Source organism: Rhizobium sp. SRDI943 (genome assembly GCF_057653695.1).
On the sequence record NZ_CM172787.1, the window covers coordinates 2,728,519 to 2,752,211 of the forward strand.

General features: G+C 61.3%; 28 protein-coding genes and 1 tRNA gene. 11 read left to right on the top strand and 18 right to left on the bottom strand.

Annotation, left to right across the window (positions count from 1 at the left end; all coding sequences use genetic code 11):
* Nucleotides 1–39 precede the first annotated feature (39 nt).
* Entirely contained in the window at nt 40–441 is a 402-nt protein-coding gene (locus AC245Y_RS14135; protein ID WP_003560747.1) for a hypothetical protein, read from the bottom strand.
* Between the two features lie 328 nt (nt 442–769).
* Between AC245Y_RS14135 and AC245Y_RS14140 the strand changes: the two genes are divergently transcribed.
* Nucleotides 770–1,141, top strand: a complete 372-nt coding sequence (locus tag AC245Y_RS14140) for a hypothetical protein (RefSeq protein WP_012758153.1) — start codon at nt 770–772, stop codon at nt 1,139–1,141.
* 96 nt (nt 1,142–1,237) lie between these two features.
* Here the strand turns inward: AC245Y_RS14140 and AC245Y_RS14145 are convergent, their stop codons facing one another.
* The 3 genes from AC245Y_RS14145 to AC245Y_RS14155 all read right to left on the bottom strand — a co-directional run bounded on the left by AC245Y_RS14145 (nt 1,238) and on the right by AC245Y_RS14155 (nt 2,716).
* Nucleotides 1,238–1,630, bottom strand: a complete 393-nt coding sequence (locus AC245Y_RS14145; RefSeq protein WP_032996671.1) for a DUF5071 domain-containing protein — start codon at nt 1,628–1,630, stop codon at nt 1,238–1,240.
* Between the two features lie 5 nt (nt 1,631–1,635).
* Nucleotides 1,636–2,052, bottom strand: coding sequence for an ester cyclase (locus tag AC245Y_RS14150; protein ID WP_026157420.1), 417 nt, complete (start codon nt 2,050–2,052; stop codon nt 1,636–1,638).
* Between the two features lie 88 nt (nt 2,053–2,140).
* Entirely contained in the window at nt 2,141–2,716 is a 576-nt protein-coding gene (locus AC245Y_RS14155) for a transglutaminase-like cysteine peptidase (RefSeq protein ID WP_017994630.1), read from the bottom strand.
* 192 nt (nt 2,717–2,908) lie between these two features.
* On the opposite strand from AC245Y_RS14155, the gene AC245Y_RS14160 reads away from it, so the two are divergent.
* Complete coding sequence (locus tag AC245Y_RS14160) at nt 2,909–3,967, top strand: hypothetical protein (RefSeq protein ID WP_222005051.1); 1,059 nt, start codon at nt 2,909–2,911, stop codon at nt 3,965–3,967.
* Nucleotides 3,968–4,123: 156 nt separating this feature from the next.
* Here the strand turns inward: AC245Y_RS14160 and AC245Y_RS14165 are convergent, their stop codons facing one another.
* From AC245Y_RS14165 to znuC, 3 genes are read right to left on the bottom strand one after another with little or no spacing between them, the layout of a single operon-like run.
* Nucleotides 4,124–4,522, bottom strand: coding sequence for a Fur family transcriptional regulator (locus tag AC245Y_RS14165; RefSeq protein ID WP_011652680.1), 399 nt, complete (start codon nt 4,520–4,522; stop codon nt 4,124–4,126).
* Nucleotides 4,519–5,334, bottom strand: coding sequence for a zinc ABC transporter permease subunit ZnuB (gene znuB / locus AC245Y_RS14170; protein WP_012758157.1), 816 nt, complete (start codon nt 5,332–5,334; stop codon nt 4,519–4,521). Before znuB ends, AC245Y_RS14165 begins: the two co-directional genes overlap by 4 nt.
* Complete coding sequence (gene znuC, locus AC245Y_RS14175; RefSeq protein ID WP_017994632.1) at nt 5,327–6,241, bottom strand: zinc ABC transporter ATP-binding protein ZnuC; 915 nt, start codon at nt 6,239–6,241, stop codon at nt 5,327–5,329. The genes znuB and znuC overlap by 8 nt, the downstream gene beginning before the upstream one ends.
* Nucleotides 6,242–6,343: 102 nt before the next feature.
* Here znuC and AC245Y_RS14180 point away from each other — a divergent pair, with 102 nt between their 5' ends.
* From AC245Y_RS14180 to AC245Y_RS14190, 3 genes are all read left to right on the top strand, one after another.
* Nucleotides 6,344–7,372: a zinc ABC transporter substrate-binding protein gene (locus AC245Y_RS14180; protein WP_017994633.1), complete on the top strand. Its 1,029-nt coding sequence runs from the start codon at nt 6,344–6,346 to the stop codon at nt 7,370–7,372.
* A gap of 117 nt (nt 7,373–7,489) precedes the next feature.
* Nucleotides 7,490–8,695: a zinc metallochaperone GTPase ZigA gene (gene zigA, locus AC245Y_RS14185; protein WP_017994634.1), complete on the top strand. Its 1,206-nt coding sequence runs from the start codon at nt 7,490–7,492 to the stop codon at nt 8,693–8,695.
* On the top strand, nt 8,692–8,868 hold the full coding sequence (locus AC245Y_RS14190; RefSeq protein ID WP_012758161.1) for a hypothetical protein: 177 nt from the start codon (nt 8,692–8,694) through the stop codon (nt 8,866–8,868). Before zigA ends, AC245Y_RS14190 begins: the two co-directional genes overlap by 4 nt.
* A gap of 275 nt (nt 8,869–9,143) precedes the next feature.
* Here the strand turns inward: AC245Y_RS14190 and AC245Y_RS14195 are convergent, their stop codons facing one another.
* The gene (locus tag AC245Y_RS14195; protein ID WP_012758162.1) at nt 9,144–9,452 is read right to left on the bottom strand and encodes an RcnB family protein; all 309 of its coding nucleotides are present in this window, start codon (nt 9,450–9,452) and stop codon (nt 9,144–9,146) included.
* 525 nt (nt 9,453–9,977) lie between these two features.
* Here AC245Y_RS14195 and AC245Y_RS14200 point away from each other — a divergent pair.
* Nucleotides 9,978–10,361 (top strand): VOC family protein, encoded by a 384-nt coding sequence (locus AC245Y_RS14200; protein ID WP_012758163.1) that lies wholly within the window; start codon nt 9,978–9,980, stop codon nt 10,359–10,361.
* Nucleotides 10,362–10,539: 178 nt separating this feature from the next.
* Entirely contained in the window at nt 10,540–11,871 is a 1,332-nt protein-coding gene (locus tag AC245Y_RS14205; RefSeq protein ID WP_012758164.1) for a hemolysin family protein, read from the top strand.
* A gap of 15 nt (nt 11,872–11,886) precedes the next feature.
* Here the strand turns inward: AC245Y_RS14205 and chrA are convergent, their stop codons facing one another.
* Nucleotides 11,887–13,308: a chromate efflux transporter gene (chrA, locus tag AC245Y_RS14210; RefSeq protein ID WP_012758165.1), complete on the bottom strand. Its 1,422-nt coding sequence runs from the start codon at nt 13,306–13,308 to the stop codon at nt 11,887–11,889.
* 1 nt (nt 13,309) lies between these two features.
* On the bottom strand, nt 13,310–14,125 hold the full coding sequence (locus AC245Y_RS14215) for a chromate resistance protein ChrB domain-containing protein (protein ID WP_017994636.1): 816 nt from the start codon (nt 14,123–14,125) through the stop codon (nt 13,310–13,312).
* A gap of 75 nt (nt 14,126–14,200) precedes the next feature.
* Between AC245Y_RS14215 and AC245Y_RS14220 the strand changes: the two genes are divergently transcribed.
* Nucleotides 14,201–14,395: a hypothetical protein gene (locus AC245Y_RS14220; protein WP_017994637.1), complete on the top strand. Its 195-nt coding sequence runs from the start codon at nt 14,201–14,203 to the stop codon at nt 14,393–14,395.
* 108 nt (nt 14,396–14,503) lie between these two features.
* The gene (locus AC245Y_RS14225; protein WP_003541169.1) at nt 14,504–14,812 is read left to right on the top strand and encodes a hypothetical protein; all 309 of its coding nucleotides are present in this window, start codon (nt 14,504–14,506) and stop codon (nt 14,810–14,812) included.
* Nucleotides 14,813–15,023: 211 nt separating this feature from the next.
* On the opposite strand, the gene AC245Y_RS14230 is transcribed toward AC245Y_RS14225, so the two are convergent.
* Nucleotides 15,024–15,326, bottom strand: a complete 303-nt coding sequence (locus tag AC245Y_RS14230) for a hypothetical protein (protein ID WP_017994638.1) — start codon at nt 15,324–15,326, stop codon at nt 15,024–15,026.
* 317 nt (nt 15,327–15,643) lie between these two features.
* Here AC245Y_RS14230 and AC245Y_RS14235 point away from each other — a divergent pair, with 317 nt between their 5' ends.
* On the top strand, nt 15,644–15,853 hold the full coding sequence (locus tag AC245Y_RS14235; RefSeq protein WP_017994639.1) for a hypothetical protein: 210 nt from the start codon (nt 15,644–15,646) through the stop codon (nt 15,851–15,853).
* 76 nt (nt 15,854–15,929) lie between these two features.
* Here AC245Y_RS14235 and AC245Y_RS14240 read toward each other — a convergent pair whose 3' ends face one another.
* From AC245Y_RS14240 to AC245Y_RS14260, 5 genes are all read right to left on the bottom strand, one after another.
* The gene (locus AC245Y_RS14240) at nt 15,930–16,292 is read right to left on the bottom strand and encodes a hypothetical protein (RefSeq protein ID WP_128407907.1); all 363 of its coding nucleotides are present in this window, start codon (nt 16,290–16,292) and stop codon (nt 15,930–15,932) included.
* Between the two features lie 89 nt (nt 16,293–16,381).
* Nucleotides 16,382–16,457: transfer RNA gene (locus AC245Y_RS14245), tRNA-Lys, on the bottom strand.
* Between the two features lie 302 nt (nt 16,458–16,759).
* Nucleotides 16,760–17,671, bottom strand: coding sequence for a PhzF family phenazine biosynthesis protein (locus tag AC245Y_RS14250; protein ID WP_011652693.1), 912 nt, complete (start codon nt 17,669–17,671; stop codon nt 16,760–16,762).
* A 165-nt stretch (nt 17,672–17,836) separates the two neighbouring features.
* Nucleotides 17,837–18,610: an NUDIX hydrolase gene (locus AC245Y_RS14255; protein ID WP_017994641.1), complete on the bottom strand. Its 774-nt coding sequence runs from the start codon at nt 18,608–18,610 to the stop codon at nt 17,837–17,839.
* Complete coding sequence (locus AC245Y_RS14260; protein WP_017994642.1) at nt 18,607–19,716, bottom strand: endonuclease/exonuclease/phosphatase family protein; 1,110 nt, start codon at nt 19,714–19,716, stop codon at nt 18,607–18,609. The genes AC245Y_RS14255 and AC245Y_RS14260 overlap by 4 nt, the downstream gene beginning before the upstream one ends.
* 198 nt (nt 19,717–19,914) lie before the next feature.
* Between AC245Y_RS14260 and AC245Y_RS14265 the strand changes: the two genes are divergently transcribed.
* Complete coding sequence (locus AC245Y_RS14265; protein WP_012758174.1) at nt 19,915–20,277, top strand: DUF4189 domain-containing protein; 363 nt, start codon at nt 19,915–19,917, stop codon at nt 20,275–20,277.
* Nucleotides 20,278–20,984: 707 nt separating this feature from the next.
* Here the strand turns inward: AC245Y_RS14265 and AC245Y_RS14270 are convergent.
* Complete coding sequence (locus tag AC245Y_RS14270) at nt 20,985–22,004, bottom strand: ABC transporter ATP-binding protein (protein ID WP_017994643.1); 1,020 nt, start codon at nt 22,002–22,004, stop codon at nt 20,985–20,987.
* Nucleotides 21,992–23,686, bottom strand: coding sequence for an ABC transporter permease (locus tag AC245Y_RS14275; protein WP_017994644.1), 1,695 nt, complete (start codon nt 23,684–23,686; stop codon nt 21,992–21,994). Before AC245Y_RS14275 ends, AC245Y_RS14270 begins: the two co-directional genes overlap by 13 nt.
* Between the last annotated feature and the right edge of the window lie 7 nt (nt 23,687–23,693).

Sequence of the window (23,693 nt, forward strand, 5' to 3'; positions counted from 1 at the left end):
AGGACGCTGAACATGGCGGATTTCGTTGAGAAAATCACGTTACTCGGCGGCTTCGAGAAACAGGCTGTTTCGTGAAGATGAGGCAAGTGCCTGAACCCTGGCTTCCGCCTTGGCGATCAGTTGATAGAATTCGTCCTGCGCTTCGACGTCCAATTGAATGACGGCATTGACGTCGTCGGGCGTATCGCAAACGCAGGCGACCGCAGAAATCGGACAGATACCGCCGGGATAGCGTCTGCCGGTGCCCGTATAGGCGCGACGTCCCCAACGCTCGGAATAAACCGTCTCTTCCCGCTCAAGCTGCAGAATCGTTCCCTTGCAGGCGGTCACGATAGCCGCCTTGCCGTAGGCGAACCAGTGATAGTTCAGCCTCCGGAGTATATATTTGCCGGTGATATCTTCGCCAGCCAGTTCGGCAGGGTTTTCAATCATTCTAATCATGACGGCTTCCTCAACGTTTAAACAATATCCGTCATGTCTTCGCGCGCAGCAAGTCAAAAAACGCTGCTTTTGGAGACACTTAGTCACAAAGTGTTTCCGATTCTTACATTAACCACGCGCCGATCACCCCTTGTGCACACAATTCTTCGTCGAATTTCCCGCTACCTGCTACCGATTTCGTCATTCCGAGGTGGCAGTCACGTCGATGTCCCCTTGTGTTTTTCGGCGCGGGCTCGATATGTCTCCCTGATTGGTCCGAAGAACGCACCGTTTTTCATCCCAAGAAGCGGCCGACTGCTTCGCTAGTTGGTCACCGCAGGAGAGTTTCATGGTCGACGCGATCAACCCCATCTCCGCCACCGCCGCGCCCGAACCCGCCAAGGTCGGCACCAGCACCTCGATCGACTCCGAACCAGACAACGCCTGGGTCGCCGCCCGCCAGTCGCAGATCACCGCCGATCAGTTGGCAGCAAAGAGGGCCGTGGAGAAGGAAGCCGCAGCTGATCTCATTCCGCACGCGGATCTGATCGTCGACGACGAGGAGCATCCGCAAAAGCGGCACCGGCATGCGGCATCGGAAGAAGGGGAAGAGGCCGGCGAACAGGCGGAACAGCCGGCCTTGTCAGGCGAAAGCGATCGGATCGGCACCCGCAATTTCGACGACGACACGCCCTTCGGCGAGCGCGTCGCCATCATCTGATCAAAAGCGCACCAAAATCGCGCCTCCACATCACATTGATGGCATTCATCTTCAACTTGGCCCCGAGCAGACGATCAGCAACAGCGCTGCCGGAAGCTATGAATGCAAGCGCCGAAGCGCTTCACATGCCAACTCGTCGACCCCTTCCAACTGGTCCGCCTTGCTCGGTTGATCCGCCAGCTTCCGGAGGTCGCCCTCAAGCGCTTCAACAACCTCCATCGACAGCTTTTCGACGATCAGTTGAAAGCTGAAATATTTTTGAGGGGAGTCATCTCCTCGGAGAACGCGCGACACCGGGTCAACAATTGGCATTCCGAGTGAGACGAGAAAACGAGCCAGAGGTGGAGCAATAGGCCAGTTGCCGTCTGCCGTCCACGCCAGCAAGTCATCCAGGATCGGAGCGATCGCAGGATAACCAGCGCTCTCGATACCAGAAAGAGCGGCAACGTCGTGCTTGTCACGAGGGACGAGGCTCCTTGCATCGAACACGCCAATCACTCCATCTTGTTGGGCCTCTCCCCACCCCGAAGCTGGGCTTCGATTGCCACTTTGTCGATGGCCGACCAGACCTCGACGATCTTGCCGCCGCGAAATTCGTAGATGACGTTCTCGGTGAAGGAAAGGCGCCTGCCGTTCACATCGAGGCCGAGGAATTTTGCCTTCGGCCTGCAATCGAAGCCGAGCCGGCAGGCGATGTATGGCGGATCGCAAAGAAGCATCAGCACCTTGAAATAGAGATCGGGAATCTCATCGAAGTCCCGCTCGAGCATGGTGACGTAACCCGACAGCCCGAGGCGCCGACCGTTATGAACTGCATCGTCGCCGACGAACTGCCCGAGATTGGGCCAGTCCTGCCTGTTCAGGCAGGCGATGTAGCCGCGGTATATCTTCGCGAGTTCGGTTTTCGTCACGCGATCGTCCTGGCTTGGATTCTCAGGCAAAGATAGCGCCGGCATCTGCACTTGCCAGCGGCGAGCGCGCCGCCTCGAGACTTTCAGTTCAAGAGAACTCGCCTGCACGGGGACCAGCAAGTGTCACGCGCCAGCCCGTTCGCGATTGGAAATCCTGAGTGGCCAGAAACGTATAGCCCGTGGTGCGCCAGAGCCTGACGGCGCTGGTCAGATTGTCGAGCACATAATCGCCGCCGTCCGTCCGGGCAATGAGAACGACATGGTTTTGATCGTGCGGTCCAATCACCACGGAAAGCGCCAACCTGTTCGATGGAAAACCAGCTTCGATCAGGTCCTTCATCTTCTGGAGAGCGTAGTCCTCACAGTCCCCACGGCCGGCAACCGGCAGAGACCAAACATCCTTATTTCGGGAAAACGGGCGATCTTCCGCGGGAATGATACGTCCATTTACGGCACGATTGACCTTTTGAAGTAGCGCTGTTCCTGCCTGATCATTCAGCTGTTGCGCCGCCATCCTGCCGCACAGCCACTTGTACTTGGCGCAGGCTGCGGCGAATCCCACGGGTGCGCCGATGCTTCGCGTCACAGGAAGCGATGATCCCGCAACCGCTTGAAAATGCAGAAGAATGAATAAAAAGGCAGCGAGCGAAAAGAGGCGCTTCATAGCCGATTCCTTTTATTTGTTGCGAAACAATAACATAGGCACAATAAAAATTTAGTAAAATTTTATACTTGCGAATTTAACTGTATTAGATGAATTAGACAGATTAACCATCATCTATTCTTCGTGTTAATTTATTGTTAGTGTAAGAGTTCTCCCCATTAACATTCGGTTAACCTTGGGAGATGGATTGAAATGATCAGCAGAGCAGCGAAATTCAGCATCGCCGTTGCTTCCCTTCTGGCAAGCAGCAGCTTGGCAACGGCAGCGCCGGCAGTCGTTAATTGCAAGGCCGCAGTTCGCGGAACACTCGAATACAGGCTGTGCATGCCGACCAGAGCAATTCAGTCCGATAGCAGGTTCAATCCGAACGATAACGATCGCGGCAGCCAGAACATTGGCGGCGGCAAGAAGACATCCAGCACCGGCTCCGTCGCCAGCAATGGGAATAATGGCGATGATGGTAATGGCGACGGCGACGGCAGCGGCGACGGCGACGGCAATGGCGACGGCAGCGGCGACAATGGCGGAAAGGACGATCACGGCGGCAAGGGCCATGGTCATCACGGCGGCAAGGGCGGGAAAGATCACGGGCACGGCAAGGACGGTCCGGGCCACGGTGGAAAAGACCATCACGGCGGCAAGGACCGCGATCATCACGACCACGACAAGGGCGGAGAAGATCACGATCACGGCAAAGGTGGCAAAGACGGCCCAGGCAAGGGTGGTAACGACGGTCACGGCAAGGGCGGCAAAGACGGCCCCGGCAAGGGCGGCAACGACGGCCCAGGCAAGGGCGGCAACGACGGTCCGGGCAAGGGCGGCAATGACGGTCCCGGCAAGGGCGGCAATGACGGTCCCGGCAAGGGCGGCAATGACGGTCCGGGCAAGGGCGGCAATGACGGTCCCGGCAAGGGCGGCAATGACGGTCCGGGCAAGGGCGGCAATGACGGTCCGGGCAAGGGCGGCAATGACGGTCCCGGCAAGGGCGGCAACGACGGTCCCGGCAAGGGCGGCAATGACGGCCCCGGCAAGGGCGGCAATGACGGTCCCGGCAAGGGCGGCAACGACGGTCCCGGCAAGGGCGGCAATGACGGTCCCGGCAAGGGCGGCAATGACGGTCCCGGCAAGGGCGGCAACGACGGTCCCGGCAAGGGCGGCAATGACGGCCCCGGCAAGGGCGGCAACGACGGTCCCGGCAAGGGCGGCAATGACGGCCCCGGCAAGGGCGGCTCTGAATCTAAGCCGGACTAACCCGATCGGGGCAAAAGAAAGTGAGAGGCGAGGCCGGGTTACCGGCCTCGCCCTTTTTGATCGCCGCTTTGTGATCGGCGTCTAATAACGTCGGGATCTTACGGGTCTGCCATCGCAATAGCCCGCGAGGCGATCGTCTAGCGAAGGCGAGGAAGCTTATGCCGCACAGGCCTCGCACAACCCACGGATCTCGATCGTCGTCTTTTCAGGCTTGAACTTCTGCCCGCGCACCCATTCCATAAGTCGGTGATCGACCTCGTGGTCGTGGAACTCCGTCACCTGGCCACAGCTTTCGCAAATGGCGAAGGCGACGATGCCGTGGCTGTGGCAATCGTCGCCCGGATGGGCGCAGGCGACGAACGAGTTGATGCTTTCGAGCCGGTGCACCACGCCATATTCGAGCAGCTTCTCCAGCGCCCGGTAGACCTGCAGCGGCGCGCGAAAACCGTGGTCGCGCAGCTTATCGAGGATGGTGTAGGCGCTGAGCGGCCCTTCGGCCTTTTCGAGCACGTCGAAGACCAGCGACTGGTTCTTGGTCAATTGCGGTGTCGTCATGAGCCTTGTCCTTGCATGACCGCGCGGTGGCGCCTGACCGGAAGCAGGCTGAGAATGAAGAGGATCAGCGCCGCGACCACGATCGAGGGGCCCGAGGGCGTGTCGTAGGTGAGCGAGCCGAACAGCCCGCCGACGACGGCGACCGCTCCAATCAGCGAAGCGAGCACTGCCATGATTTCCGGTGTCGGCGAGAAGCGCCGCGCCGCAGCCGCCGGAATGATCAGCAGCGAGGTGATCAGCATGATGCCGACGATCTTCATGGCAATGGCAATGACGACGGCCATCAGCAGCATGAAGAACAGCCGCGCCCGCTCCGGCCTCAGCCCCTCGGCCTCGGCGAGCTCGGCATTGACGGTCGCAGCCAGGAGCGGCCGCCAGAGCCAGGCCATTGCCACGAGCACGAACAGCCCGCCACCCCAGATTAGCGCGATGTCGGTCGTGGAAACGGCAAGGATATCGCCGAACAGGAAGGCGATGAGATCGATCCTCACCCAGCTCATGAAGGCGACCATGACGAGGCCGATCGCCAGTGTGGCATGTGAGAGGATGCCAAGCAGCGCATCGGCTGACAGCGCTTGGCGCTTCTGCAGGAAGAGCAGCAGCACCGACACGAGCGCGGCAACGGCAAAGACAGCCAGCGTCAGGTTGAGTTCGAAGAGCAGCGACAGTGCGACGCCGAGCAGCGCCGAATGGGCGATCGTATCGCCAAAATAGGCCATGCGCCGCCAGATGATGAAGCAGCCGAGCGGCCCTGTCGTCAGCGCCAGACCAACGCCGGCAAGAATGGCGCGCACGAAGAAGTCGTCAAGCATGGCGGTCCTCCGTGGCATGGGTATGCGGATGGTCATGTTCGTGGTGGTGCCCATCATGACCATCGTCGTGCTCATGACTGTGGTCATGCGCGTGATGCCCGTCATCGGGATGGCAATGGTCGGTCACCGTGCCGTCGGCATGTTGCACGCGTCCATCAGGCAGATGCGTATGATCATGGTGATGGCTATAGACGGCAAGCGTCTGCGCCGCCCGGCTGCCGAACAACTGCACATATTCCGGGCTGCGGCTGACCGACTCGGGCGTACCGCGGCAGCAGACATGGCCGTTGAGGCAGATGACCGTGTCGGTCTCGGCCATGACGACGTGGAGATCGTGCGAAATCAGCAGGATGCCGCAGCCCGTCGCATTGCGGATCGATTTGATCAGATCGTAGAGGGCGATCTCACCGGAGAAATCGACCCCCTGCACCGGCTCGTCGAGCACCAGCAGATCGGGCTTGCGCGCTATCGCCCGGGCCATCAGCGCCCGCTGGAACTCGCCGCCGGAGAGATGCTGGACCTCGGCATCGAGCATATGGGCGATACCGGCGGATTCGAGCGCCGAGAGCATATCGCGCTCGGGCAGCGGTCCGGTCAGCGTCATCAGCCGGCGCACCGAAAGCGGCAGCGTCCAGTCGATCGTGAGCTTTTGCGGAACATAGCCGACCTTGAGGCCGGCCTTGCGCTCCACCCTGCCCTGATCAGGCTTCAACACACCGATCGCCGCCTTGGCGCTGGTCGACTTGCCCGAGCCGTTCGGCCCGATCAGCGTGACGATTTCGCCGCGCGAAACGGAAAAGTCAACGCCGCGCACCAGCCAGCGGCCATTGCGCAGAACGCCGACATTTTCAAGCGAAACCAGCGGTTCGGCCCTGATACCAGCGGGGGTCTTTGCGGGAGAGAGCATCAAATTTTCCGAAAGTGCTGTTGCGTCCTGCTATTGCACACGTTATAGCATAACGCAATTGATGTAATAACATAACAATTGCAATTCAAGGGAAGCATATTGATGAAACGCGCCTTGGGGCCTGCCCTTAAAATCTTGGCCCTCCGAATGCCGGCCTTCACAATCCCGGCCCTGGCGATCCCCGCCCTACTCTTTGCCGGCACCATGCGGGCAGCCGATGCGCCTGTCGTCGTCACCTCGATCAAACCGATCCATTCGCTGGTTTCGGCGATCATGCAGGGTGTCGGCGAACCCGAATTGATCGTCGATGGCGCGGCCTCCCCGCATACCTACAATCTGAAGCCATCGAATGCCCGCGCCCTGCAGGAGGCCAAGGTGATCTTCTGGGTCGGCCCCGGCCTCGAGGCCTTTCTCGAAAAGCCGCTGCAGGCGCTGGGTCGGAATGCCAGCATCGCCGAACTCGACAATGCCCCCGGCCTCGTCAAGCTGCCTTTCCGCGAAGGCGGCGCCTTCGAGCCGCATGACGACGGCGACGAGCACGACAGCGCTTCCGGTCATGAGCACGATAAGGCCGAAGCCACGCACGGCGCCGAAGCCGACCACGACCACGGTGCCTTCGACACACATCTCTGGCTCGACCCGATGAATGCCAAGGCCATGGCGACCATGATCACCACGACACTGGTTGCCGCCGATCCCGCCAATGCACTGACCTATCAGGGCAATGCCAAGGCGCTGGACGACAGGCTGGATGCACTCGATACCGAGATCAAGGGCATTGTCGCTCCCGTCAAGGGCAAGCCCTTCATCGTCTTCCATGATGCCTACCAGTATTTCGAGCACCGCTACGGCATCCGCGTCGCCGGCTCGATCACCGTCAGCCCGGAAACCATTCCGGGCGCCGAGCGTGTTTCGGAAATCCACCGCAAGGTCGGTGAACTCGGCGCCACCTGCGTCTTTGCCGAACCGCAGTTCGAGCCGCGCCTCGTCAATGTGGTCATCGAAGGCACGCGCGCCAAGTCAGGCGTACTCGATCCCGAAGCGGCAACACTGAAGGCCGGCTCCGATCTCTACTTCACCCTCATGCGCGGCATCGCCGACAGCATGAAGGACTGCCTCTCCAGCGCATGACTGTCATGCGCCGCTCCGGAGACAGCTGAGGCGGAAAGAGGCGGACAACCCCGTTCCGCCTTTTTTCAGCACACTGAACGTAATGATATAACATTATAATGATTTGATGAGGTTCCCATGGACAACAGACTTCCCGTCACGGTGCTCTCCGGCTTCCTCGGCGCCGGCAAGACGACGCTGCTCAACCATGTGCTGACCAATCGCGAGGGTTTGCGCGTCGCGGTTATCGTCAACGACATGAGCGAGGTGAATATAGATGCCGCGTTGGTGCGCGACGGCGGCGCCAACCTCTCCCGCACCGAAGAGCAACTGGTCGAGATGACCAATGGCTGCATCTGCTGCACGCTGCGCGACGACCTCTTGAAGGAAGTGCGCCAGCTCGCCGATCAGGGCCGCTTCGATTACCTCCTGATCGAATCGACCGGCATCGCCGAGCCCCTGCCCGTCGCCACCACCTTCGAATTCCGAGACGAGAACGGCCAAAGCCTCTCGGATGTGGCAAGGCTGGATACGATGGTGACCGTCGTCGACGCCGCACATCTGCTTGCCGATTATGCCTCGGCCGATTTCCTCGCCGACCGGGGAGAAACGGCCGGCGACGGCGACAACAGAACCATCGTCGACCTGCTGGTCGAGCAGATCGAATTCGCCGATGTCGTGGTGCTGAACAAGATCGGCACGGCAGCCGAGGAAGAGCGCGACGCCGCCCGCAAGATCGTCACCGGCCTCAACCCGGATGCACGGCTGATCGAGGTGGATTTCGGCAAGGTCGCCCTGAAAGACGTGCTCGGCACCGGCCGCTTCGATATCGACAAGGCCGAGACCCATCCACTCTGGTATAAGGAACTGCACGGCTTCCGCGACCACCTGCCGGAGACCGAAGAATACGGCATCCGCTCCTTCGTCTACCGCGAAAAACGCCCCTTTCATCCGGCTAAGCTGCAGGACTTCCTCGACAGGACATGGCCAGGCGTGGTGCGCGCCAAAGGCTTCTTCTGGCTGGCGACGCGCCCGCACCATGTCGGCGAGATCAGCCAGGCGGGCGCGATCGTGCGCACCGGCAAGATGGGTCTCTGGTGGGCGGCAGTGCCACGCGAACAATGGCCTGAGGAACCGGCCTTCATGCGCGCCATCGGCCCCTATCTCGACCCCGTCTGGGGCGACCGCCGCCAGGAAATCGTCTTCATCGGCACCGATCCGATGGACGAAGCCTGGATCAGGAAGGAACTCGACGCCTGTCTGGTCGACGCCACTGTGTTTACACCGGAACGCTGGCGCAACCTGCCCGACCCCTTCGCCAGCTGGAACAGGCAGGCGGCATGACAGCGAAGGCAATCAAACGCTATCTCTGCGTCTGCCAGGAATGCGATCCTTTGCCACCGATCGAAGGGCTGCATCCGCTGACGTATAAACCGGACACAGAGACTGAAGCCCGCAAACCGAAGGGACTTCTCGGCATCATCGCCGGCCGGGTAGCTTTGCGTCGGCAGGACTAAGCGATCACAACCGACGCAGCGAGTCTGGCGCGAACGCCGCCTCACCCTCCTTCATTCCTGTACTTGTCACAGGAATCTAGTGTGCCCAAGTCTTTGAGCACGCGAGACTTCCCTCCGAATGAGAGTCATTCACGGCGCAGACGCGCCGTGGCTGGATTCCTGTGACGAGCACAGGAATGAGGAAGGATAGAGAGAACGACGATCTTATCCGAGACGGAAGCGCTTGCCGCCGCAGAGTCAAAGCCGAAGCCGCCCTTTCCTGATCTATCGACCGATCAGCGACCGGCAATAATGCTGGAGATGATGCCGCTGGTGACGCCAATCAGCAGGTAGTCATTGTCGGCCCGCACCCAGCGATAACCGCGGGGCGGAGGCGCCAGCCGGTAGCGGCGGTAGTCGTTGACATCGGAGAACCGGCGACGTTCGCTGGCGTTGACGCGGTATCCCCTCTTCCAATGCGACCGGACGACCACCTTCTTCTGCTCGACGTGGGGACGGCGGTGATCGTCGGCGCTGGCTTGGGAAACAACCATCGGGGAAAGAAGGAAGGAGGCGGAAAGAAGAGCTGCAAAAATCTTTTTCATGTGGGGTTCCTCATGTTGGGCACGTGACCAAACTAGGGCCGAAAAGATGAACCGAAACTGAAATAAAAATTAAACTTTTGTAATCAAATCCAATAGCTACGGGTCGAAGTTTATATTTTAGATTAATCTTATACATGGTAACAAATATTCTATCGCCGCAGACGGGGCATCGGCGCGGCCGGCCAGTTCGTCCTTGGAAGCCCTTGGCAGCACATCGGGGCGGGATTGAAGAAAAGACAGTTGCGGGGCATCCGAGGATGAGCCTAGGGCGGCGCGCCCTTCCTGTGCCCATCGCCTGGAAGACGCCGCCGTGGAGGGTCGCTGCGGATGGCGGCCGACGGGCATGCCCTCGATTCGATATCTTGCCTATCGCCTAAAGGTGCTCGCGATTGGCATAGCGAGATGCATAAACTTGAAACGGGCGCATAATCGAGTTCGAAGCGACGCATTAGGAACAGGAGAATTCTGCATGTCCCGTGAGGGGACGATCAGATCAAGACAACGAAGACCACAATGGAGGAAAACATGCCCGGTATCAGCATGCGCTATATCGTCGACGACGTCGACGCCGCGGTGGAATTCTACACAAGACATCTCGGCTTCTCTGTCGCGCTTCGCCCCGCGCCGAGTTTCGCCATCCTGACCAGGGACGGTTTTCGTCTGTTCGTCAGCGGCATGACGGGACCGGGCGGAGCATCTCAAGCAATGCCCGACGGGCGAAAGCCGGAGCCTGGCGGATGGAATCGTATCCAGATCGAGGTCGGAGACCTGGAGGCGAAAGTCACCGCGCTGCGCCAAGCCGGTGCGCGCTTCCGCAACGAGATCGTGCAGGGCATCGGCGGCAAGCAGATCCTGCTCGATGATCCGGCCGGAAACCCGATCGAGCTCTTCGAAGCACCCAAGCGGTGAATGGCGCGACGCCGGTCATGCGGTTGCCACGCATTTGCAGTCATCAGCAAACCGACGCAGTATTTCGATCACGGCTGCCGGCGTTGGCATCTCTCGCCGCGAGGCTGGCCGGAACGCCTTGCCACCAGTGTGCGAGCGTGTAGTTTCGGATTCCTATCAATTCGAAGGCAGGGAAAACATGTCCGATTCCGCCGGCGGGCTCTCCGACTATATCGGGATACTAGCCGTGTTTCTTCTCGTCGCCGCCAATGGCTTCTTCGTTGCCGCCGAATTCGCCCTGGTGTCAGTCAGGCGTAGCCGCGTCGCCGAACTCGCTGCGGCAGGCCGCATGAACGCCTCGGCACTTCAGCGCGCCGTCGACAATCTCGACTCCAACCTTGCAGCCACCCAGCTTGGCATCACCATCTCGTCGCTCGCCCTCGGCTGGGTTGGCGAACCGGCGCTTGCCCACCTGATCGAGCCGCTGCTGTCCTGGCTGCCCGGGCAATGGGCGACGGCGGGCGCGCATACTGTTGCCGTCGTCATCGCCTTCGTCATCATCACGGCCCTGCATATCGTGCTCGGCGAGCTCGCGCCGAAGAGCCTGGCGCTTCAACGCAGCGAGGCCACTTCGCTTGCCGTGGTGCGCCCGCTCGGTCTGTTCCTGGTGCTGTTTAAGCCGGCGATCTTTGTCCTGAACGGCATGGGCAACATGGTGCTGCGGGGCGTCGGTCTTCGCGCCGGAACCGGGGAATCGTCGTTCCATTCGCCGCAGGAGCTCAAGCTGCTGGTCGCTGAGAGCCAGGAGGCCGGCCTTCTCAACCAGGTGCAGCAGCAGCTCGTCGAGCGGGTGTTCAACATCGGCGACAGACCGATCTCCGACATCATGACCCCGCGTCTCGACATCGAATGGTTCGACGCCGACGACAGCGAGGCCGAGATCCTGAAGACCATCCGCGAATGCAGCCACGAGCAATTACTGGTCGCCCGCGGCTCGATCGACGAGCCGATCGGCATGGTGTTGAAGAAGGACCTTCTCGATCAGGTTCTCGACGGCGGCAAGGTCCGGCCGATGGAGGTGATCAAGCAGCCGTTGGTGCTGCATGAGGGCACCTCGGTCGTCCGCGTGCTCGACAGTTTCAAGGCCTCACCCGTTCGCCTCGCCATCGTCATCGACGAATATGGCAGCCTCGAAGGCATCGTCACCCAGACCGACCTGCTCGAAGCCATCGCCGGCGACCTGCCGGGATCCAACGAAGAGCCCGACATCGTCGTCAGGGAAGACGGGTCGCTCTTGATCGATGCGATGATGCCGGCCTTCGACGCCTTCGAACGGCTGGGCCTGCGCGATCGTCCGGATGCCGATTTCCATACGCTGGCGGGCTTTGCGCTGCATCAGCTCCAGCACATCCCCGAAGCCGGCGAAACCTTCGTCTTCGACAACTGGCGCTTCGAAGTGCTCGACATGGACGGCATGCGTATCGACAAGATGCTCGCGACGCGCATTCCCGCGGATGGGGCGGAGGCCTAGGGCCAAAGAAAGGCTCTAGTTCACCGCCAGCGTCCAGAGCATTCCCGCGGCTGCGCAGGCTAGCAGCGTCGCGATGACGGAAGCCTTGAAGCGGAAGATCGCTATCGCCGCGGCGGCAGACAGCGCCATTGCCGCCGGCACGGCCGATTGCAGCACGGGAATATCGAGCCGCAAGCCGCCAAGCTGGACGGTCGCAACCTCTGCAAACAGCGTGTGCAGGGCAAACCAGATAGCGAGGTTGAGGATAACCCCGACCACCGCCGCTGTTATGGCCGACATCGCGCCGGCGAGCGCTATGTTGCCGCGCAGTTTTTCGATGAACGGCGCACCGAGGAAGATCCACAGGAAACAGGGCACGAAGGTGACCCAGCTCGTCAGTATCGCCGCAAGGGTCGCAGCAAGCATCGGGTTCAGCGCTCCCGAATCCCGGTAGGCGCCCATGAAGCCGACGAACTGGACGACCATGATCAGCGGCCCCGGCGTCGTCTCGGCCATGCCGAGACCATCCAACATCTCGCCGGGTTTCAGCCAGCCGAAATGCTGCACGGCCTCCTGTGCGACATAGGCAAGCACCGCATAGGCCCCGCCGAAGGTGACGACCGCCATTTTGCTGAAGAAAAGGCCGATTTCGGTAAAGACGTTGTCAGCACCGAAGGTTGCGTAGAGCGCCGCGAGCGGCGCGAGCCAGAGGGCAAGCAGCACGGCCGAGATGCGCAGCGACCAGGCGAGATTCGGGCGCGCATGCGCCGGTATGCCTTCGCCGAGCGCCGACTCCGCATCCGACAGCACCGGGCCGCTTCCGGCCTTATGGCCGCCGCCCGTCTGAAAGGCGGCAAGCCCGAACCTGCCGCCGAGGAAGCCGGCAATGCCGGCCGCGAGCACGATCAGCGGGAACGGCACATGGAGAAAGAAGATGGCGATGAAGGCCGCGGCCGCGATACCGACCATGACGCGATTCTTGAGCGCACGACCGCCGATGCGGATGACGGCCTGCACGACGACGGCAAGCACCGCCGCCTTCAGCCCGAAGAACAGGCCGGCGACGATGCCGACATTGCCGTAAGCCGCGTAGATATAGCTGAGACAGAGGATCGACAGGAACCCAGGCATTACGAACAGCAGGCCGGCGACGAGACCGCCTGCTGTCCGATGCATCAGCCAGCCGATATAGATGGCGAGCTGCTGCGCCTCGGGTCCGGGGAGCAGCATGCAATAGTTCAGCGCATGCAGAAAACGGTGCTCACCGATCCATCGCTTCTCGTCGACAATGATCCGGTGCATGACGGCGATCTGGCCGGCAGGGCCGCCGAAACTCAGGGCGGCGACGCGCAGCCACACCCTGAAGGCATCGCCAAACGAGACGCCGTGATGATGCCCCTCTCCGGTGTCTTCCTCCGCCATTTTGCCACTGGGCGCATTATCCGTCATCTCGACCATCTCATGCTCTCTTCTTCAGCGCCGGCCAGTTGTGGGTTTCCTCGGTCGCATCGCGGCACCAGCGGAAGAAGGCGTCGTAGAGAAGCATCCCGGCCTCGAGCTGTTCCAGATCGTCGGAATACATCCTGGAGAGGCCGAGCGAGGCGGCCAGCAGGCCCGCCGCCTCGGGCGCGAGATCGAGTCTTGCGGTATCCGCCGCCCTGACGATCCGCGCCAGGCGCAGGAGCGGCTCCGATGCCAGCCCGAACTCCTCGACCATGACATCAAAGGTGCAGAGTTCGCCGCGATGGCTCCAGAACACATCATCGATATCGAAGGGCGTAGCCGCGAAGCGCTCGCTGACGGCTAAAACCTCAGGCGCCGGCACGAACAGGAATACGGCGCTCGGATCGACGAAGCGCCGGATCAGCCAGGGACAGGCAATGCGGTCGATCTTCGGCCGCGCCCGCGTCACCCAGACGGTACGTCCCTCAGCGTCGCGGCGCGGCAGCTTTTCCTCGGGCACCGCCAGTCCACCTGTGATCCAGGCTTCGAAGCCGCCTTCGAGGCTCTCGGCGTCGATCCCGGCATGGCGCAGGTAGGCGGCGACGCCATGGCTGAGCTTGCTGCCCTTCTGGCAGACCACGACGACGGAATCGGCATCGACGCTGCCCGCCCAGGACCCGACCTCGGCATGGCTTCGCCGGATCGAGCCCGGCACCAGGCGCGGATCGAGCGCGAAGTCCTCCTCGGTGCGAACGTCGATAATGCAAGGCGCACCGGGGGTTCCAATGAGGCGGTTGAGCTTGTCGGGAGAAATTTCGAGAAATGACGGCATGTCGCGTCCCTCCGTTGATCGGTTTTACTGGACGCGATTCTTCAGCATGACGCCTCGTGGGGTGATCGCGACCCCATGCAGAAATCATTCGCAAACAGACTCCGTGGTGTCAAGCGCATTGCGCCCAGGCGGCTTGCCGTCCGCACCGGCGGGCCGCCATCCATCACCGCATCCGATCAGCCGGCAGCTCTACCACCGGGTCTTCTGCCGGTCGCCCGCAAGCATATGATGGGTGAGCGGCAAAGCCGCGAATGCGCGGAACGCCAGTAAAGCGCGAAAAGTGAGTACGAAAACCCAGTCAGCACAAGCGCTTCGGCCCAGAACGGAACAAAATGCCCACTTCTGCATTCTTCTGTCACCGAAAGAGGAGAAAGTACCATGACGTACGACCCCAATAATGCCAACGACCCGAACCGCCCGCTGAACCCAAATCTGGATCTGCGCACCACGCCGAGCGCGCGCAGCAGTAATACGTGGGTTGTCTGGGTCGCTGCATTGGCCGTGATCGCTGTCGCTGCATTCGCCTATTCGCAGTGGAGCACCCCCGGCACATCCCCGGACACGACAGCCTCCACGACCCAATCAGAGCCGGCGCCGGCCAAGCCGATCGCTCCGACCGACAACAGTGCAACGCCCGCACCGGCACCGGCACCGGCCACTCCGCCGGCTGCCCCTGCCCAGCAGTAACCGCTGTTCGGCCGAAAGAAGCCGGCCCAGTGCCGGCTTCCTTTCTGCCGCGAGTTCTTGAAGAACTATAAGCAAACCCTACTTAAGGGATATCATATCTGTCTCTGACGGCTGACCACGGAGGTACTGGCAGCCGTTATCGAGGAAGGTCGGCGCGAGTTTCGCCCGGCCTTTTTTCTTCACCGTATTTGGCAACGCCTGGATCGGGATATTATTTCGGGACCCTGTTATAAAAGGACTGCGGATCGTACACGCATTCGTAGTCGAGAAGGCAAAGTTTCCCGCTGGCGTCCCTTACCCTTGCGCTGTCGTATTTGTCGCCGAGATTGCACCTGGCCGGCGGATAACGGAAGCTGCGGCCGCCAAAACCCATACGCACAAAAACCGCCTTGTCCTTGCGAATGATCTGCGCAAGCTCCTCGCAACTGTGATCCCTTGCATTGACCTCCACCGCCTCGATGGCAAGAGCTGCGGACGGAAACAACAGTGCGACGGCCAGAACAACGCTTTTCATGGAAACTCCTGAATTTGAGAGAGCCAAGGTAGGGCATCCCACCGCGTGCCGCCAGTCCGGAAACCCTCCGAATTTTACGCTTGAGAAGTCAGCTAAGGCACGAGCTCTTTGAAGGCAGCAAGACCCAGGTAGACGGGCACTCCTTCGCTACTGCCCCGGCGAGGGCATCGCTACATCCCGATCCATTAAGATGTTTGGTCTACGCTGCCGGCCATGAAACCGACGTTTGGACGCAGACACCTTGCATTGGCAGAGCCGGAGCGGACCAGGGCCGTTCCAGCACGGAAGGTTGATGCGTCGCCCGCCGGAAGTTTCGATTGGCCGAAAATCAGGCGTTACACAAAAACGCGACCTTGGTCCTGTTGATTGCTACCAAACTTTCGGTTGCGACTATTTACGTCCTTAGGCTAAACGCCTCGCATTCCTTCCAGGAATACGCAGCGCCGATCGCAGTGATGGCGGCACTGTCGTTTTTCATCGTAGCAGCTCTCTGGCTCGCAGGCATGAAACTGAGCGGCGGCGATTGAGGCAACCTCGGTTGGCGCCGTCTGAAGTTGACCGCCACCCGCACTTCCCGCTCCCTCCCTCTCTCACCGGAAGCGTCTAGGGAAAGTTATAGGGCGACGCGGGGTCGAAAACGCAGGCATAATCAAGGATGCACTGCTTTCCACCTGCATCGCGCAAACTGGTCGTAGTGCGCTTATCGCCCATGCTGCATTGGGCGGGCGGATAACGGAAACTGCGGCCGCCGAAACCGACGCGGACAAAGACCTTTTTGTTCTGGCGGATCATCTGCGTAAGCTCGCTACAGCTATGCTCGCTCGCTTTGACGTTCATGACGGCTGCGGCAAAGGCAGGCAACGGCAGAGACAATGCGACGACAAAAATAACGCTTCTCATAGACCCCTCCCGATACGCGAGAGGGAGATAGGGCGCAGGGATCGGCGCGGCCAGTCCTGCGGACAACGCGAACCGTGCCGCTCGCTTCGAGAACAGTTTCCAGCAGGCCGGAAAATCCGGCCTGAGTTCAAATACATCAATCTTTTCAAGAAATTTGGTGGGTGATGTAGGGCTCGAACCTACGACCCGCTGATTAAGAGTCAGCTGCTCTACCAACTGAGCTAATCACCCGTCCGCGCTTGGCTGCGCGGTGTGACGGGGCGTATAAACAGGATCGGCAGGCTTGTCCAGCGCATAGGCGAAATTTCTTTGGTTAATCGCGAAGATTTTTCGGCATGGCCGAAATGCCGCGCATAACGCCGAAAATCGGAATCGATTTTCGGAAAGGATCATGCGCAGATTCAAAGTGATAGAGCGTCGCTTAGCGCGTCCTTGGGCGCGGCGCTCCAATGCATGTCGCCCAAAAGTGCGCAGCGGTTTTGGGATAACGCCTTGCATAAAACAAAGACTTAAAGCGCGTCGCATGAACGAAATCAAAGGTCGAGCGTGCCGCTGGCCAGCCGCACTGCCTGGCCGCCGATCCGCGCGTTGGAAATCGCCCCGCCGTCGACATCGATATGCAAATGGATGAAGGACGGCCGGCCCATCTCGACGCCCTGCTCGATCATGATCGGATGATGCCCGTCCGTCAGCCGGTCGAAATGGTGGATCGCGCCGGAGAGTGCGGCCGCCGCCGAGCCGGTGGCCGGATCTTCGACGATGCCCATGCCGCTTGCGAACATGCGCGCATGGAACTTTGCCACGTGGTTGACGCCGCCGCGGCAGTACACATAAGCCGAGGCAAGCGCGCCATCAACGAAGGGCACAATCTTTTCCCAGAGCTGCGGATCGAATTCTACCCGCTGCGTGGCTCCGACATCGTGCACCGGAATGAGCAGGAAGGGAACGCCGGCGCTCCAGATCGACGGGACGTGATTTTCGAAGCCGATCTCGGTCACCTTCAGCGATAGCGCGTCAGCGATGCCGAGCTTGTCGAGTGGCATGATGGCCGGCTGCGATTTGCGCGGCAGGTCGAATTCGGCGAAGCTCGCCTCGCCCTCCCTCAGCCGCACCGCGCACCGCACCGGCCCGACATTTTCCTCAAGCACCGTGACGAGATCGCGCGTCGCAGCACCGTGCGCCCGTTCGGCCAGCGCCACCGCCGTGCCGACCGTCGGATGGCCGGCAAAGGGCAGCTCGCGCCCAGGTGTGAATATCCTCAGACGCGCCGCATAGGCGGGATTGGTCGAAGGCTGCACGAAGACCGTCTCGGAGAGATTGATCTCCCGGGTGATCGCCTGCATCGCCTCGTCGCTGAGATCGTCTCCATCGAAGATCACCGCCAGCGGATTGCCCGCAAGCTTTCGATCGGTGAACACGTCATAGACGCTGTAGCTTCGCGCCACATCGGCCTCCCTGAATCGTCATCGGGCCGCCAACCTGCCCGACCGGGCGAGCGAGTGCAAGGCGCTAGAACGCGTCACGTCAACCGAATTCACACGACGCGCTTTCGATCGTTACCTGACGCGTGTCGTTATCCCGAAACGCTACATGGCTTTGGGCGGCATACATCAACTCCGCTCGGCCTTACCGAAATACCAGTCGATCACAGGCAACATGGCGATGTTATAGGCATGGGCGGAGGGATCGGCCGAGCGGATCGCCACCGCGCCCGCGATCTCCTGGTCCTCGGCGACGAGCATATGCCGCTCGATCCGCTCGATCATCTCGTCCGCCGTCATGTCGAAGCGGAATAGCCGCAGCAGCGTCACCGTGCGCTTGTTATGGGTGGCGAACAGCCCCTCACCCGCGACGGATTCGGCAAGATCGAGCCCGGTCTCCTCATGGACTTCGCGGCGCATGTTCGCCTCGATGTCGCAACGCCCGTCGACGACATCCTCCGGCTCTAGCGAGCCGGCGGCGAAATAGACCTGGCCGGGATTGGCGGTATGGGCGCCCATGCGGATCGCCACCAGTGCGCCATCGGAGGTCTCGAGCACCGGATAGGCAAAGATATGAATGCCGCCCTGACGCCGCGGCTGCCGGCGCCACCACATGAAGGCCGAAAAGGGAATGACGTGGCCCTCGCCGGCAATCCCGTCTTCACCGAGCGATACCAACCGCTGGAACACCATGCGCCCGTCGAATAGCGCCGGATTGGCAGCAGTCTCCCTGACCCAGTTCTCCCGGATCGCCGCTTCTTCGGCGGCGACGAGGGGATGGGGACCGGGCAGAATGCGCAGATCCACGCCGGCAATCGGGAAGACCGTCGCCTCCGGCGGCCAGCCGGCGAAATCATCGGAAAAATTGATGTTGGTGAAATTCGCGTTCAAATTTGCATTCATGGGAGATCCAGTGTCATGACGACGGGGCAGTGATCGGACGCCTTCGGCCTGTCCCAGCCGGTGCGCGGATAACGCTCCACCTCCTGCCCGGGCGGGAAGACGGTGCGGTAGGGCTGGCCGCTGCGGATGATTTCGGGCAGGCGCCCGGCATTATGGGCGGCGAGTGCTGGCGAAAGCCAGAGATAGTCGAGTTGGCAAAGCCACTGCTCCTGTGGGCCCCGCGCGTGATAGAGCGTCCAGCGGTCGAGGGGTTCGCGGCGGCGCACGACATTTTCGGCAAAGCCGTCGCTACTGAAAACGTCGAGCGCGCTTGCGGTCTCGTTCTGATGTTCGAATCGATAGCCGGTGCCCCGGCGGCCGATGACATCGACACGCTCCTGATAATCGTTCATGTCTCCGCAGATAGCGAAGCTCTTCGTGCCTGCTTGCTCCGCCCCGAAGCGATCCTCGATGATGCGGCGCACGGCGCGCGCCTCGGCGCGGCGGATCGGCATGGTCGATTGCCGCCCGTCCAACCCGTCGCGCGGATTGCCCATCGACTTGAAATGCACGACGTAGAGCGAAAACGGCCGTCCGCCGATCAGAAGGTCGAGCTCCAGGCAATCGCGCTTGAAGATCTTGTCGTCGATGCGGTTGGTGAGCGCCAGTTCCTCGTCGAAGAGATCGAGATCGCGATAGGTCGTCATCGCATGGCTTCTGATATCCCTGAGCTCGATCTTCTGGCCATCGCGCGTTTCCTCGCGCATCAGCACGGCAACATCGATGCCGCGGCTGTCATTGCCCTCGACCAGGTATTTCTGGCGGTAGCCGTTTCCGACCATGCGGAAGAGATAGCCGTATTCGAAGGCCTGAAGGGCAGCCATGTTGTCGATTTCCTGCAGGCAGAGGATATCGGCGTCAGCGTCGGCGATCGCAAGGGCCGACATCTGCCGCGTGTCGTCGGTCGCGGCAATCACCCGCGCCTGCTCAAGCTGCTGATAGACACCCTCGCTCGACACCTGGAAAAGCTTGATGACCCGGTCCTGGCGCAGCTGGTTGCGGAAGCCGGTGAAATCGAAACGGGTGAGAAGATTTTCGACATTGAAGGTGGCGAGGCGAAGTGACATGGGAAGGATCCGGTTGCGGGCAGTACCTTATCCGGCAATTGCCGCGGGAAAAGATGGCAGGGCCAAGAAATATGCGAATATTCACTCCTCTTGGAGCCCCAGAGGCGATTGCCTGTGACTTAGGCCGCAGACATTCCGCCGCAAGCCTCGGATAGTTCTCCGCAGAGGATAATCGCCGTTCCGGCGTGGGGGCATTTCATGAAGCGGGTTCTTGCATCGTTTGCGGTTCTGACGTCCCTCGCCGGCGCGGCCCTTGCCGACACCTATGGCGCCATCGCCTACTCGCCGTCGACCAGCGCCATCGGCTGGTCCTATGCTCATGCCAACCGCGGCGACGCCGAAACCGTTGCCCGGCGCAACTGCGACAGCAGCGCCAACGATTGTCGCATCGCTATCTGGTTCCGAAACGGCTGTGGCGCGGTGGCCGTCGGCCATCGCAGCGGCTGGGGCTCCGGCTGGGGTTATGATGGCCGCGAGGCCCAGCGCCAGGCGATCCGCAGCTGCAGAAAGCAAACCGGCAGCTGCCACGTCATCCGCTGGCAATGTTCCGGCAGCGAATGATACGGCTAAACCACAAGGCGATGCATGCCGGCGAACTGGCAATCGAAATTCCAGTTTTAAGCGCTTTTTAAGCGGGCGGCTTCTTCATCTCGGACAAGGCTGTTTTCTCGACGCCGGAAAACCGGAGCGACCGACCGACAGGCCGAATGAGGCAAAAGGCTTGACGAAGACCCGCCGTTTACCCGGGCAAGCCCGGAGGCGAGACGATCAAGCGAACCGACTGCCTAGACGCATTACTTAACGGCGTTGGCTTCAGATCCCGCCGGGCGGGCTTGAGGTGGCGCCATCGTGAGGTTGGCTATGCCCACCATCAGAACTGCTCGACGAACTCCCGTTGCTCGAACCGCCATGTAATTCACTTGGCCTAAATGTTCGGGTTTTCCATCCGTCGCCCCGTTTCTGCCGCTCTAAAGATGGGCATCCCTGAAGAACGCTCGCGGCACTTAAAAGAACAGCTGAAAGCACGAAAACGGATCGGATACGCCTTACTTGAATTGGCATGCGAGTATGGTCCCTCAATAAATTATTGTCGCGCGGGCTTTACTTGACCCATCGCGCGCGTAGTGATTTAGCCGTTTGCTTCCATCACGGATTACTAGACCGAAGATATTCAACTTTTTGGCGATTCGAAAGAAGGCACCGGCGACTTCAACCTCATATCGTCGGGCTTCGATTGGTGTCACCGTAGAAGTCTAGCCCCGCCTTCCTCAAAGCCGCCAGCCGGCGCGGATGACGACGCGCACCGTCTCGCCAGGCACGACAGCCACGCGGCTGAAGGCGCGCAGTGTCTGGCTGTTGCCGAGCGTCAGTTTCACAGCATAACGCTCGCCCTCGAAGAGCACGGATTCGACAGTTGCTGGAGCCCCCTCGCCGCCGATGACCACATCTTCCGGCCGCACCAGAACATCGGCGTCATCGCTATTGGCAGCATGAAGCGCATCCTGAAGCTCGTCCCACTCCAGATGGCGTTCACGGCCCATGAGCGGCAGCGTGAGAATGGCCCCTCGCCCGATGAGCCCACCGACGATGCGCCCTTCCGGCCGTGCATAGATTTCCGCCGGCGGCGCCACCTGCAGCAGCCGCCCTTCCGACATGACGGCGACGTCGGTCGCGAGCGCCATCGCCTCGCTCTGGTCGTGGGTAACATAGATCATCGTCGCGCCCGAGCGCTGGTGGAACTCGCGAAAAGTCTCCTCCATCTCCTGTTTCAGGTGCCGGTCGAGATTGGCAAGCGGCTCGTCGAGCAGCACGACGTCGGGCGATGTCACCAGGCAGCGGGCGAGCGCCACGCGCTGGCGCTGGCCACCGGAAAGATCGGACGGACGTCGTTCGGCGTAGTCGGCGAGCCGGACGGTGCCGAGCGCGTCGCGCACCTTCGCCCGGTAGGCTTCGCCCGAGATGCCGCGCACTTTGAGAGGATAGCCGACATTGTCGGCAACACTCATATGCGGCCACAGCGCGTAGGACTGAAAGACCATCGCCATGTTGCGCCTTTCCGGCGGCAGCGACTGCGCGGCATCGGCAAGCAATCTCTCGCCGAGATGGATCGAGCCGTCGCTCGGCGTCTCGAAACCGGCGATCATCCGCAGCACTGTCGTCTTGCCGCAACCCGAAGGCCCGAGCAACGCCAGGAAGCCGCCCTCGCGCACATCGAGCGAAAAGCCGCTGACGGCGGCGCGCCCGGTGCCGAAATCCTTGCCGAGCTGGTTGAGGATCAGCCTCGCCATGGGATCACTCCTTTCGGCAGTCGTTTCGCCAGAAGTTCGAGCAGCAGCATCAGCACGACGACCATGAGGACGACGAGCACCGAGAGCGCCGAAGCAAGGTCCGAGCTGCCGCTGTCGTCGAGATTGTAGATGGCAACGCCGAGCGTCTGGGTGCCGGCAGACCAGAGCAGCGCCGAGATCGTCAGCTCGTTGCAGGCAATCAGAAAGACTAGAATAACGGAGGCGCCGGCGGCCGGCGCAATCAGCGGCACGATGATATCGGCAAGCCGGCGGGAAAAGCCGGCGCCGGAAAGCCGTGCGGCCTCCTCCAGCGCTGGATCGAGCTGGTGGAAGGCGCTGACCACAGGTTTCAGGCTGACGGCGAAGAACGAGGAGAAATAGGCGATCAGGATGATCCAGATCGTGCCATAGAGCGACACGTGGAAGATCGGGATCGGTGCTGCGAACACCAGGATGAAGCAGACTGCCATGACGATGCCGGGCAGCGAATAGGGTATCTCGATCAGGCTGGAGATGATGCGGGAAGCCGCATCCTTGCGCCGCGTCAGCGTGTAGGCTGCGAGCACCGTCACCACAAGGAGACAAAGCGCGGTCGCGCCGGCGAGCGACGGCGAGTTGATAAAGGCGGTGCGCGTCACCGCCTGCCGGAACAGGATCTCCTCAAAGGCATGCAGCGACATCGTCTTGAAAGTGAGCGGCACGCCATAGGCCGGCACCAGCGCGCCGGCGACAAGCGCGAAGAAGGGTGCTGCCAGCATGAAGAACAGGATCGCCCAGACGAGCGGTGTGAAAACAAGGCGCCAGGCGCCGAGCTCGAAGGCCGCGCTCGCCCCGGATAGCCCGATGACGCGGTAGTCGCGGCCGCGCAACGCCCGGTCCTGGATCATCAGCCCGACGACCGAGATGATGGCGATGATTGCCGAGAGCACGGCGACATCACCGAAGGTGCGGCTGGTGAAAGCGGAGAACTTGGTGAAGATCAACGTCGGCAGCGTGAAGATCGAGGCCGGAATGCCGAGAATGGCGGGAATACCGAAATTGCCTGTGCAGGAAACGAAGGAAATCGCCGCACCCGCAATGATACCGGGCAGCGACAGCGGCAGGATGATATCGCGGAACACCCGCAAGCTGGAGGCGCCGGAAAGCCGTGCGGCCTCGACGCCGTCGCGCGGCAGCGTCATCAGCCCGGCCCGAAGCGCCAGATAGACCAGCGGCGCATGCTGCACGCCATAGAGCAGCGCAATGCCGCCCACCGAATAGAGCGGCTGCGGCGAGCCGAGCGGCGGAGCGATATGCAGCGCCTTCAACAGCGGGCTGGAGGGGCCTGACATCTGCACCCAGGCAAGCGCCGTCACCTGCGGCGGGATCATCATCGGCAGCACAAAGAAGAAGCTGAGCGGCCCCTTGGCGCGGATATCGGTCAGCGTCAGCAGGAAGGCAAAGAGGCAGCCGATGACGAGCGAGATGATCGTGCCCAGAATGGCGGTGACGACGGTGTAATAGGTCGCCGACCAGAGCGAGGTTTCGCCGAGAACCGTCATCACGCCGCCATCAGCAAAGGCCGCTATTCCGACCATGGCAAGGCGGGCGAGCGGCAGCACGCTGAGGATCAGGACGATGATGACGACAAAAGGAAACAGCCAGGCGGGCTGGCTGTTTCCGGTTTTGATGTATCCGTGCATGAAAGGA

What these genes read in the sequence shown, in the direction of transcription:
- chrA (WP_012758165.1), bottom strand. Translation starts at nt 13,308, where the DNA reads ATGGTCGAGATGACGGATAATGCGCCCAGTGGCAAAATGGCGGAGGAA.
- AC245Y_RS14220 (WP_017994637.1), top strand. Translation starts at nt 14,201, where the DNA reads ATGCAGAAATCATTCGCAAACAGACTCCGTGGTGTCAAGCGCATTGCG.
- AC245Y_RS14205 (WP_012758164.1), top strand. Translation starts at nt 10,540, where the DNA reads ATGTCCGATTCCGCCGGCGGGCTCTCCGACTATATCGGGATACTAGCC.
- AC245Y_RS14180 (WP_017994633.1), top strand. Translation starts at nt 6,344, where the DNA reads ATGAAACGCGCCTTGGGGCCTGCCCTTAAAATCTTGGCCCTCCGAATG.
- AC245Y_RS14200 (WP_012758163.1), top strand. Translation starts at nt 9,978, where the DNA reads ATGCCCGGTATCAGCATGCGCTATATCGTCGACGACGTCGACGCCGCG.
- AC245Y_RS14275 (WP_017994644.1), bottom strand. Translation starts at nt 23,686, where the DNA reads ATGCACGGATACATCAAAACCGGAAACAGCCAGCCCGCCTGGCTGTTT.
- AC245Y_RS14140 (WP_012758153.1), top strand. Translation starts at nt 770, where the DNA reads ATGGTCGACGCGATCAACCCCATCTCCGCCACCGCCGCGCCCGAACCC.
- AC245Y_RS14230 (WP_017994638.1), bottom strand. Translation starts at nt 15,326, where the DNA reads ATGAAAAGCGTTGTTCTGGCCGTCGCACTGTTGTTTCCGTCCGCAGCT.
- zigA (WP_017994634.1), top strand. Translation starts at nt 7,490, where the DNA reads ATGGACAACAGACTTCCCGTCACGGTGCTCTCCGGCTTCCTCGGCGCC.
- znuC (WP_017994632.1), bottom strand. Translation starts at nt 6,241, where the DNA reads ATGCTCTCTCCCGCAAAGACCCCCGCTGGTATCAGGGCCGAACCGCTG.
- AC245Y_RS14260 (WP_017994642.1), bottom strand. Translation starts at nt 19,716, where the DNA reads ATGTCACTTCGCCTCGCCACCTTCAATGTCGAAAATCTTCTCACCCGT.
- AC245Y_RS14165 (WP_011652680.1), bottom strand. Translation starts at nt 4,522, where the DNA reads ATGACGACACCGCAATTGACCAAGAACCAGTCGCTGGTCTTCGACGTG.
- AC245Y_RS14190 (WP_012758161.1), top strand. Translation starts at nt 8,692, where the DNA reads ATGACAGCGAAGGCAATCAAACGCTATCTCTGCGTCTGCCAGGAATGC.
- AC245Y_RS14195 (WP_012758162.1), bottom strand. Translation starts at nt 9,452, where the DNA reads ATGAAAAAGATTTTTGCAGCTCTTCTTTCCGCCTCCTTCCTTCTTTCC.
- znuB (WP_012758157.1), bottom strand. Translation starts at nt 5,334, where the DNA reads ATGCTTGACGACTTCTTCGTGCGCGCCATTCTTGCCGGCGTTGGTCTG.
- AC245Y_RS14265 (WP_012758174.1), top strand. Translation starts at nt 19,915, where the DNA reads ATGAAGCGGGTTCTTGCATCGTTTGCGGTTCTGACGTCCCTCGCCGGC.
- AC245Y_RS14225 (WP_003541169.1), top strand. Translation starts at nt 14,504, where the DNA reads ATGACGTACGACCCCAATAATGCCAACGACCCGAACCGCCCGCTGAAC.
- AC245Y_RS14255 (WP_017994641.1), bottom strand. Translation starts at nt 18,610, where the DNA reads ATGAATGCAAATTTGAACGCGAATTTCACCAACATCAATTTTTCCGAT.
- AC245Y_RS14215 (WP_017994636.1), bottom strand. Translation starts at nt 14,125, where the DNA reads ATGCCGTCATTTCTCGAAATTTCTCCCGACAAGCTCAACCGCCTCATT.
- AC245Y_RS14270 (WP_017994643.1), bottom strand. Translation starts at nt 22,004, where the DNA reads ATGGCGAGGCTGATCCTCAACCAGCTCGGCAAGGATTTCGGCACCGGG.
- AC245Y_RS14155 (WP_017994630.1), bottom strand. Translation starts at nt 2,716, where the DNA reads ATGAAGCGCCTCTTTTCGCTCGCTGCCTTTTTATTCATTCTTCTGCAT.
- AC245Y_RS14135 (WP_003560747.1), bottom strand. Translation starts at nt 441, where the DNA reads ATGATTAGAATGATTGAAAACCCTGCCGAACTGGCTGGCGAAGATATC.
- AC245Y_RS14160 (WP_222005051.1), top strand. Translation starts at nt 2,909, where the DNA reads ATGATCAGCAGAGCAGCGAAATTCAGCATCGCCGTTGCTTCCCTTCTG.